General features: G+C 47.4%; 11 protein-coding genes. 4 read left to right on the forward strand and 7 right to left on the reverse strand.

The window, feature by feature from the left end:
- Positions 1-2: 2 nt before the first annotated feature.
- From miaB to EDM52_RS12920, 4 genes are all read right to left on the reverse strand, one after another.
- The gene (miaB, locus tag EDM52_RS12905) at positions 3-1,514 is read right to left on the reverse strand and encodes a tRNA (N6-isopentenyl adenosine(37)-C2)-methylthiotransferase MiaB (protein ID WP_122909386.1); all 1,512 of its coding nucleotides are present in this window, start codon (positions 1,512-1,514) and stop codon (positions 3-5) included.
- A 225-nt stretch (positions 1,515-1,739) separates the two neighbouring features.
- Positions 1,740-1,880, reverse strand: coding sequence for a DUF2642 domain-containing protein (locus tag EDM52_RS25680; protein ID WP_148038752.1), 141 nt, complete (start codon positions 1,878-1,880; stop codon positions 1,740-1,742).
- A 107-nt stretch (positions 1,881-1,987) separates the two neighbouring features.
- The gene (locus tag EDM52_RS12915) at positions 1,988-2,170 is read right to left on the reverse strand and encodes a hypothetical protein (RefSeq protein WP_122909388.1); all 183 of its coding nucleotides are present in this window, start codon (positions 2,168-2,170) and stop codon (positions 1,988-1,990) included.
- A 23-nt stretch (positions 2,171-2,193) separates the two neighbouring features.
- On the reverse strand, positions 2,194-2,874 hold the full coding sequence (locus EDM52_RS12920) for an NTTRR-F1 domain (protein WP_122909389.1): 681 nt from the start codon (positions 2,872-2,874) through the stop codon (positions 2,194-2,196).
- Positions 2,875-3,163: 289 nt separating this feature from the next.
- Here EDM52_RS12920 and EDM52_RS12925 point away from each other — a divergent pair, with 289 nt between their 5' ends.
- The 3 genes from EDM52_RS12925 to cbpB all read left to right on the forward strand — a co-directional run bounded on the left by EDM52_RS12925 (position 3,164) and on the right by cbpB (position 6,100).
- Positions 3,164-4,414, forward strand: a complete 1,251-nt coding sequence (locus tag EDM52_RS12925; RefSeq protein WP_122909390.1) for an S-layer homology domain-containing protein — start codon at positions 3,164-3,166, stop codon at positions 4,412-4,414.
- Positions 4,415-4,559: 145 nt separating this feature from the next.
- The gene (locus EDM52_RS12930; protein WP_122909391.1) at positions 4,560-5,402 is read left to right on the forward strand and encodes a lipoate--protein ligase family protein; all 843 of its coding nucleotides are present in this window, start codon (positions 4,560-4,562) and stop codon (positions 5,400-5,402) included.
- A gap of 227 nt (positions 5,403-5,629) precedes the next feature.
- Positions 5,630-6,100, forward strand: coding sequence for a cyclic-di-AMP-binding protein CbpB (gene cbpB / locus EDM52_RS12935; RefSeq protein ID WP_122909392.1), 471 nt, complete (start codon positions 5,630-5,632; stop codon positions 6,098-6,100).
- 58 nt (positions 6,101-6,158) lie between these two features.
- Here the strand turns inward: cbpB and EDM52_RS12940 are convergent, their stop codons facing one another.
- From EDM52_RS12940 to EDM52_RS12950, 3 genes are all read right to left on the reverse strand, one after another.
- Positions 6,159-7,238: a YheC/YheD family endospore coat-associated protein gene (locus EDM52_RS12940; protein WP_122909393.1), complete on the reverse strand. Its 1,080-nt coding sequence runs from the start codon at positions 7,236-7,238 to the stop codon at positions 6,159-6,161.
- Positions 7,239-7,401: 163 nt separating this feature from the next.
- On the reverse strand, positions 7,402-7,962 hold the full coding sequence (gene mnmM, locus EDM52_RS12945; protein ID WP_245996877.1) for a tRNA 5-(aminomethyl)-2-thiouridylate-methyltransferase MnmM: 561 nt from the start codon (positions 7,960-7,962) through the stop codon (positions 7,402-7,404).
- A gap of 38 nt (positions 7,963-8,000) precedes the next feature.
- The gene (locus EDM52_RS12950) at positions 8,001-8,771 is read right to left on the reverse strand and encodes an MBL fold metallo-hydrolase (protein WP_276330116.1); all 771 of its coding nucleotides are present in this window, start codon (positions 8,769-8,771) and stop codon (positions 8,001-8,003) included.
- A gap of 31 nt (positions 8,772-8,802) precedes the next feature.
- Here EDM52_RS12950 and EDM52_RS12955 point away from each other — a divergent pair, with 31 nt between their 5' ends.
- Positions 8,803-9,840 carry a YkvI family membrane protein gene (locus tag EDM52_RS12955; RefSeq protein WP_122909396.1) on the forward strand — a complete coding sequence of 346 codons (1,038 nt, stop codon included), beginning with the start codon at positions 8,803-8,805 and terminating at the stop codon, positions 9,838-9,840.
- The last annotated feature ends 32 nt before the right edge of the window (positions 9,841-9,872 follow it).

Consider the following 9,872-nt stretch of genomic DNA (forward strand, 5'->3'; position numbering starts at 1 on the left):
GCTTACACCTCGACTGTAGTTGCGAGTTCTCCGTGGAGTGTCCACGTTTTCGCATCTGTAATATTTACATGTACATACTGACCAATCAGGGAAGAATCTCCTTTAAAATGAACCAGCTTGTTGGTACGAGTACGTCCAGCCAATACTTCATCATTGGTTCTCGATACACCCTCGACCAGCACTTCGAGCACTTTGCCTTCCAGCTTTTTATTCTGCTCCAGACCGATGTTGCCCAAAACCTCGTTCAGGCGATGCAGACGCGCTTTCTTGACCTCCATCGGTACATTGTCTTCCATAACAGCAGCAGGCGTACCTTCACGCGGAGAATAGATGAACGTATAGGCGAAATCATAACGGACCTCTTCCACCAGTGAGATGGTTTCTTCAAACTGCTCATCGGTTTCCCCTGGGAAGCCTACGATAATGTCCGAGGACAGGGATACGTCCGGGATAGCCGCTTTAATTTTACGCACCAATTCCAAATAGTGTTCACGTGTATATTTGCGCGCCATCCGCTTCAAGATTTCGCTTGACCCGGATTGTACGGGAAGATGGATCTGTTCGACCAGATTTCCGCCATGACTCAGGACCTCGATCAAGTGGTCATCGAAATCACGTGGATGGCTGGTGGTGAAACGAATGCGTGGAATATCGATTTTTCGAATTTCATCGAGCAAATCGCCAAAGCCATACGTCATGTCATCGAAATCTTTTCCGTAGGCGTTCACATTTTGACCGAGCAGCATGATCTCTTTAAAGCCCTGACGAGCCAGGTCACGCACTTCTGCGATGACGTCCTCAGGCCTGCGGCTCCGTTCCTTTCCACGTGTATAGGGAACGATACAGTACGTACAGAATTTGTCGCAGCCGTACATGATATTGACCCAGGCCTTGGTGTTTCCTTCACGCAGCTTTGGCATGTTCTCGACGATGTCGCCTTCCTTGGACCACACCTCGATGACCATTTCCTTGCTGAACATCGCATCGCGCAAAAGCTCTGGAAGCCGGTGAATATTATGCGTACCAAAAATCAGGTCAACCTGCTGATAGCTTTTTAAAATTTTGTTGACGACTTTTTCCTCTTGGGACATACATCCGCAGACACCCAGAATCAGATTGGGGTTGTTGTGCTTGAGCCGCTTCATGTGGCCCAATTCACCAAACACCTTGTCTTCGGCATTTTCCCGAATCGCACAGGTATTGAACAAAATGACATCCGCTTGCTCGATCTCTTCGGAGGAGGTATACCCCATTTGCTCCAAAATGCCGGAGATCGTTTCTGAGTCATGTTCATTCATCTGGCAGCCATAGGTCCGCACATGGTAGCGCTTCCCTTTGCCGATCTGCTTCATATCGTCATCAATCGTAAAATCGTAGTGGACCTTGATTTCCTCTTTACCGCGCTGCTTCGCGTCTTTCAGTGAAGGAGCTTGAAAGTACTTGGCGAAATCAGCCGCCGTCTTGGGAGACTTGCCGGATTTTAAGTCCACAGTCGCCTCTTTCGTTTCTTTCATGATGTATCACCTCAACTGGAATAGTTATCTGACTAGTAGCCAATACAGAATTATACCATTCCAGGTGAAGCAAAAGCGAATGTGTTTAAGGCAAAATATGTACAAAACGGTCAGGACCGTCTTGTTTGACCACAAGCGAATATTTCTGAGTATCGAATAGCGACGAGCGCTGTCTTATAGAAAAAAGAGCACTTTCCAAGCGCTCTCGCCATTTTTTGTATGCGATTAGTAAAATGAAAAACTGATAACGGTACTAAACACCACATGCAGCTCCGTGTTTTCATCAATCCTAACAGTTACGAATCCGCTCTCCACACCAGTCAAGGTCCCTTCAATTTCTCCTTGTACGGTCTGCAGACTAATCATGGACCCTATTCCCGCGGTAAGCTTTAAAAATAATGGGGTACCCGGAAAAGGGAGGTGCTGAACAGGTGAAATATGCGCCACAGTAAATCCCCTCTTCCTGCTGAATTCTAGGGCAATTCTTCAATATAGAGAATATTGGCAAATGGTACGCGGAAGGGAGCCATGTACAAGTAATCATTTCCCACTCTATCCAGGGTACCAGTGATTACATATCCGCCAACTCCTACATTCAATGTGGTTCCCAACTGAAGATTTTGAATCAAGTCTCCTGACAAGGTTGTAGTAGCCAATTATCTTCCCCCCTTCCGCCGTGTTAGACCGTTTCAATATTCGTTATGTGTTCGTAAGGAATAGACATAGTCGAACCAGCCAATGTCGTCAATGTCACCAGAGTGGCTCCGACGCTCGTGACCTTAGCTGCTGCTCCTGTTTGCTGGCCTGATGTCATGATGACAATCGTCGTGTTGGATGCCTGGTAAGAGGTAAGCAGATCGCGAATCTCCGTATAATCCACGCCCGAACTCCCTCCTCCGCCAGTCAAATACAAGCCAATGTCATCCACAAGCACCGCTGAGCTTGCTTGTTGCGGCGCTTTTAGAATACAAAGCAATGCATACGCTGCATTCGGCGGCGATTCGGTGGTGCTTCCCACAATCGTTTTCCATGCTCCTGTTTCACTTTGTGGCTGATTTCGAATGCGCATACTGTTGGCAAATCCAACGGAAGCCGTTTGATAAAAATGGTCCAAAAAGAGAAAAAACATAGACATTAAAGGAGCCCCTGAGATTTGAGACTTTGCGATTGACATTGAAAACAGATAGGATACATGAGGCTCCACGGGTACTATTTGCTGGATGGAAGCCTTTATCATGCCACCTGCAAGTTCAGCACAAAAATAGCCGGTCTGTAGATGCATGGAATGGATAGAAGCGTTCATCCCCTGCCAGGGCCATAGGGAGCCTGTTTCAAATCCGCCGTTATTAATCAGATTCATCGTCTCCTGATCCCACCTCCCTTGTTAGCCTTTTTTTTAGCACGTTTATCATAGGATATGACCAAAAGTTCCAGCTCGTCTGTACGTTTGGTAATAGTTATGTCTCCAATTTCCATTCCTTCGTACCGAAATTCTTTAGGGTCTCTTCTCCTCCTTTTTTCCCTTGTCACTTCCAACTTTTTTCTTAATTTCTCCAAAATAGGTCCCGTTCCTTGCAACATAAACTTGTCCCGCGGCGTCTGAATAACTGCCAGGCGAAAATATTAGAAAATTTTTTGAGGAGGTCACCATGAAACGAGCGATAAGCTTTTTATTGGCTGTTATGATGGTCTTCACGATTGTTCCCTTCGTGAGTGCTGCGACTCCTTCCTTCTCCGATGTCCCACGTAACCACTGGGCATACAAAGCAATCACGGAGATGGCGGAAAAAGGGATCATTGTGGGATACAATGACAAAAAGTTTCGACCCAACAACCTAGTCACTCGCGCCGAATTTGCCAAAATTATGATTGCAGCAGCAGATGTAGACATCGACAAACGCAACATCACGCAGACATTCCAGGACGTCCCTAGGTCTCACTGGTCGTTCTACTACGTGGAATACGCGAAGCCTTACCTGACCGGCTACAAATCCGGAAACCGCTATACGTATAAGCCTGACCAGCCAGCTGTTCGCGAAGACATTGCAGTAGCCATGGTTCGTCTCCTGGGCTATGACAAAAAAGAAAAAGCGGATTTGAACGTATTGAAAAAGTTCCGCGACGATGACAAGATTTCAACGAATCTGCGCTCTTACATTGCCATTGCCATCCAAACCAATTTGATGCAGGGCTCTGACAATCGTTTCCGTCCACTTGACGCCATTACACGTGCGGAGGCAGCTTCCCTGCTGCACCGTGCGCTGATCGAAAAGAAAGACAATGAAGAAACCAAAGTAGTCTTCCCGAACCCGGTACCAGAACCACCGAAGCCCGAAAAGCCTGAGCTTCCAGCGAGCGTATCGGATAACTTCTCCAATACTGAGCTGAAGAACTGGCAATCCGACAAGGCAACAGGTGTCTGGGGAGTCATCAACAAGCAAGTAACAGCGATTACTACAGACGACGACATCGAACATTTCTTCCTGCCGCTCATCTGGAAAGAGTCCACGAAGCCTGAGAAATATGAATTGACTGTAGATGTCAATCCTTCTGGAACGAACGGATTGGGTGGACTGTTCTTCAACGGCAAAGATGACAAGGCACATGTCGTCTACGTGCAAAAAGATCGTGTTGTCTTGGGTAAAGTAAACGATGTAGAAGATGATGAGGTAGATGTCATCGCTTCCGGCAACTACAAGCTGAAATCTACAAACCGCTTGAAGGTCGTTGTCAACAAAACAACTGTCTCCATCTACATGAACGATCAGTTCCTGTTCTCTCAACAACAAGTGAAACAAGAAGGTACAAAGCTCGGCTTGTACTTGCAAGCAGAAGCGACGAAAGGTGCTCCACGCAACATGACGTACCTGGATAACTTTAACTTCAAAGCAGTCGAGTAATAGAAGGAATGAAATGACCCGGCACCTTTCTACGGTGTCGGGTCTTTCTTTGTTCTCCTTATTACCAAATAGAACAAGCGTAGAATTGAACATACGTCCATTGTATAATGGTAGCTAGTCATGTCCGTGAAGGAGCTTTTCGTCTATGTCTATTACCATACTTCAACCATTTCGCTGGATGGACTCCGGCGTTTATCAGGATAGTCCGTTAGAGCCGTTGATCAAAGATGAAGCTCTGACTGCCAGTCTGCAAACCCCTGGTGCGGCACCAATTATTCATCTGTGGGTGTACGACCGCGCTCTGTATTTGGGCAGGCGCGATGCCAAGCTGCCTCGTCTAGAACAAGCTTTACGACATTTTGGTCAGCAGGGCTTCGACAGTGTGCTTCGCTCCTCAGGCGGTGCGTGCGTCCCACTGGATGCCGGAGTCCTTAATCTGGCTTGTTTATTGCCAGATACCTCGATCTCTATTGATTCGTTCTTTTCTTTTGTCTCCTCGCTCCTTGAAGTGGGCCTGGGAGAATACGGCACTCTGGAATTCGGAGAGGTTGCAGGCTCTTATTGTGCTGGCGAGTATGATTTTTCTATTCAAGGCAAGAAAATTGGAGGCATGGCACAGCGTCGCACCCGATTTGGTTCGATTCTGCAATTATGCATCAATGTCGAAGAAATGCCTCGCGGTGAATGGATGGAAGCATTTTACCGGGAAGCCGGTCTAGATGACATGGAGAGCCATAAGCCCATCCCTCTTATCGATGGCAGCACAGTAGGGAGCATTGCAGGTTTGACAGGTCGTGCAGTTACCGTAGATGATGTGAAAAAGCAGCTGCTTACTGCCATTGAGCAGCGTTGGCCTGTGGAGCCCGTTCCTTTCCATGTGCCAGATACCTTGCTGCAGGATTCGAGGCACCATCTCGCAGAACGGCTACGCCTGTTTTCGTACACGGCGAAGCAATTAGCTGCAGGCGATTGGCATTTGCCTGAGTAGGGGAAGCGATTCTTTCCTCCAAACTCCTAATGTAAAAGAATTGTCGTTCTTGCATACTACATGTAGGGACTATTGTTCCACACCTCGATTACTTGCCTGGCGCACGGTCGCCGGGCTTTTTTCTTGTAGACCTACCGCTTCGCGCGGGCTTCATGTATCATAGAGGAGAAACGTAATTTGCAGTGTAAACTACCTGCCCTAGACGAAAGAAAAGGTGGTGGATCCAAATGAATCAAGAACCTTCCTTGCTACATACACCCATCAAAGATCTCATCATTGCTTCCACAAAAGTCGCACACGTACAGCTAGGCAATTCACTTGAACATGCTCTGCTCGTCTTGATCAAATGCGGCTATTCCGCTATTCCGGTTTTGGATCATCAGTATCGACTGCACGGTCAGATCAGTACGAATCACATCATGAACAAATCCCTCGGCCTGGAACGATTTGAGTATGAAAAAATGTCTGAACATATTGTGGATGATGTCATGGACACCAAAATACCCCGTTTGAAAGATACAGATGAATTCATGAAGGCCTTAGAAGTCTCCATTAATCACCCATTTGTATGTATCGAGAACGAAGAGCAAATTTTCCAAGGGATATTGACCCGAAAATCGATCCTTGCGCTTGTCTATCGGCATTTTCGAAACTTGCCTTACCCGCTTGCGGAAAACCAGCCAAGCACACAACCTTAACCAATCAACATGAGAAAGACGGAGGCCTATGCCACCGTCTTTTTTTCTGGAACGCTACCTAAGCCTTCCCTTTTTGTTTGTGATCCATTTCCCGTATCAAGGTTCGAGCATATTCCAGAGGATGGCGATACGTCTGTTTGAACATTCCCCTCTCCCCTGCCTTGAAAAAGGAGTAGCGTTGATCCCTGACGTTCACTTCGATCAAGAAAGGGTGTCCGTTTTGATCAATCCCCATGTCCATGCCCAAATCAGCCAGAGACGGGAATTGATGACCATACGTCTTCGCGATTTCGATCGCGGCCTCTTCGATTCGTCCAAAAATTTGAACTTGCTCCTCGACCGTAAACGCTTTTTGCATGACTGTATTCAAGGGATAGGCTCTTCCTCCCCGGGACAAGTTGCTTAATTTGTTCTTTTGATTAGCTACCTTAGCCACCATGCCACTTACCGTCCATTCACGCTCCCCATTTTTTTGTACGGATACACGAATGTCGTACGTCTTTCCTTCAAAGCGAGCTAATGGAATCCCTTGCTGAATCAGAAAACGCTTGTTGCCTACCCACTTTTTTACGACCTGCAGCAATCGTGAGCGTGTTAGTATTTTTCGCATTTTCGAAGAAATAAAGTGGTATTCGTTCCCATATTTCTCGATTCGCGCGACCCCAATTCCTACCGAACCGATCGCAGGTTTTACATAAATGACTTTATACGCATTCAAAAACTGCTGAAGCGCTTGGCTTGAGTAGGGTGTGGTATTCGGGAGATAGGCGCGGATAAGCTGGTTTTTCCAGAGCATTTGGTGCACCTTCCGTTTATCTCGCACCACCAGTCCATTGAATACTTTTTTCTTTTTGCTCAGTCGTGAAATGACGCCCCGAGATCTCAAATCTCCGGTCAGCACACGGTTATGAATCACTCGTGGGACATGGACCAGACGGGGGATCAGTCTGCTGCCATTCCAAAAATATCCTTGGACTCTCCCTTCTCCGGCAAGCACATGGCGCGGGTGAAAAAAAACCGGCTCCAGACCTAGCTCTTTGCCGATCTCCACATAGTAGGGCAGACGTTCATAAGACTTGTCTCCTCGTATCCCTTTCTGAATGATACCCCAGTCCAACATAATGCCAACTCTATCCACATCGATCCCCCTTGCGTACGTTTCATCTCCATAGGGTATGTGTCTTTATTGACAGGGGCGTGCCTATTTTCAATGGATACCAACCCAAAGCTTACTGACAAACTTCTCCAGCCTTCGTCCTCCCTGTCGGAACTTGCGCTTGCCCGGGAAAACCTGTTGCACTCTATTCCGCTCTGCGCTCAATCGCTAATAAAAATGGGGCCTGATTTTGCTGATTGATGTATATGTATTTCAAGACGAGAAATCTGCGCTGATCCAAGGTTTGGCAAAAGGACTCCACTTCATGCTTTTCCATCTCTCCCGCCGCATGCCCCCAATACACCATGATTGTCATAATTCCACCCTTGCGCAGCAGGGCAAGTCCAGCCTCTATCGCACGTATCGTACTGGTAGCCTGTGTGGTGATATCCTTATCCCCTCCAGGTAAATACCCCAGATTGAACATGATGGCACTCACACGCTCCTGCTCGCTCGCCATTTCCTCGTGACTGGCTAGACGCAATTCCACGTGCTGGGCAACACCTTCCTTCTCAAGCCGCGCCTTTGTCTTCTCAATCGCCTGGCTCTGCACATCATAGGCAATCACTTTCCCCTTGTCCTTGACCAATTGGGCAAGAAACAACGTATCATTCCCATTGCCCATTGTCGCATCTATGACAGTCTCGCTTTCTGTTACCCGTTCTCGTATCAGTTGACGTGCTACCTCCAGCACATTTGGAAACATGATTTTTTCTCCTTCAGCCATGGTGGAATGATTCAGTCTTACAGCGTAATTTGCAAGCCGATACTTGCTACGTAGCAAGTTCCAGACGTATATGCCTCCGCTTGCTGCTGCACGACCTCGGGTTCATACAGATGGTATAAATGTGTGATCAACAAAGCCCGGCATTTCAGCGCTTCAGCCAACTGTGCCGTATCCCGTACAGATAAATGGCCATTGGATTCCTTTGGCTTGTTGTGATCCAGATAAGTACCTTCGCAAATAAACAAATCAACGTCACTCGCAAAGCCTTCCCAATTCGTTCCCGGTCCACTGTCCGCTCCGTATACCAGGACCTTCCCTTGTGATTCCAGGCGCATCGCGTAGCACGGATCACCATTTCCATGATCGGTTCGCAAAAAACGGATCTGAATGTCCCCAATCGCCAAATGCGTCTGCTCATCTACAGGATGAAAGGAGGTCGCCTGTCTGTACAGCAGCGACTGCGAATCGACAATGGGCTGAGCGGGTGCATAGATCGGAAGCGGTCTGTTCTTCTCCCTTTCCTGAAACAACTGATGTACCATGAGTCCGTACTGTAATACGCCCACATCGGCTATGTGATCGTGATGGTAATGGGATAAGAGCAGCGCATCCAGCTGATGGATCGGAACGTATTTACCCAACTGAGACAATACCCCGCTGCCACAATCAAGCAGTAAGCGTTTGGAGTCTGTTTCGATCAAGTATCCTGGAGTCGCTCCATTTGGGCCAGGGTACGGGGACTGGAATCCTAATACAGTAACGCGCATATTCGGATCACTTCCTTTCATATGATGAATAAAGTGGGACAGGAGGTCTGAGATGCAAGGATCTTGGAAAACGGCATGGCAGATCGCTTTTACCTATATCGGTACCGTTGTAGGAGCTGGATTTGCCTCCGGAAAAGAAATCATCGAATTCTTTGTTCAATACGGCCTGCAAGGTTTGATCGGTATCCTTCTTGCTACTTGCTTATTTGTATGGGCTGGTGTTCGTGTCATGCTGATATCCTATCGTATTCAAGCAGATTCGTATCAAGCCGTAAGCACCTATCTTTTCGGACATCCATTCGGCATTGTCTTCAATACGCTTTTACTCACCGTTCTTTTGGGGATGACGTCTGTCATGCTGGCGGCTACAGGCTCGATTTTTTGGGAGTCCTTTCACTTGTCCCCCCAAATTGGCATCTGGTTTAGTATGATCGTCATCTTTATCGTCACCAGAAAAGGACTTTTTGCCATACACCATGTGAACAGTATTTTTGTTCCATCCTTGATCGCATTTACGGTACTTGTTTTTTTATATGTACAACCTTGGGAGAACCAGATCATCCAGGTAGAATCACTGCGTCCTTGGGCGTGGATCAGTTCTCCATTGTATTATGTTGCCTTAAATGTGTCGCTTACACAAGCTGTCCTTGTTCCAATTGGCCGTCATAGCCAAAGTGAAAAGCCCTTGATCGCAGGGGGTATCATAGGTGGACTCGGAATCGGGCTGCTTCTTTTGCTTGCCTTTGCCTCCCTTTCCGTCAAAATGCCCGGCATTTCACATGCGGAAATGCCCATGATCACACTTTTACATGGCTTGGGACATACGATTCCGCTACTCTTTTCTTTCCTGGTGTACGCGGAAATTTTCTCCACGCTGGTCGCCAACGTATTTGGACTTTCAGAGCAACTGAGACGAGTGACCCGGCTTCGCACTCCTACCATTCTGTTCGGGATTCTTCTAGTTAGTTATATCATCAGTTTCGTAGGGTTTAGTTCGCTTTTGCGCGTGCTATATCCTCTTTTCGGCCAGCTCGTGCTGTTCTTCCTTGTCATGCTGTTCTATCGGCAATGGCGAAGTCGAACACCATAGACTCAAAACGTAATCGGGTAGGAGGCTACCCA

This window comes from Brevibacillus invocatus (assembly GCF_003710915.1).
In the GTDB taxonomy this organism is placed as follows: Bacteria; Bacillota; Bacilli; order Brevibacillales; family Brevibacillaceae; genus Brevibacillus; species Brevibacillus invocatus.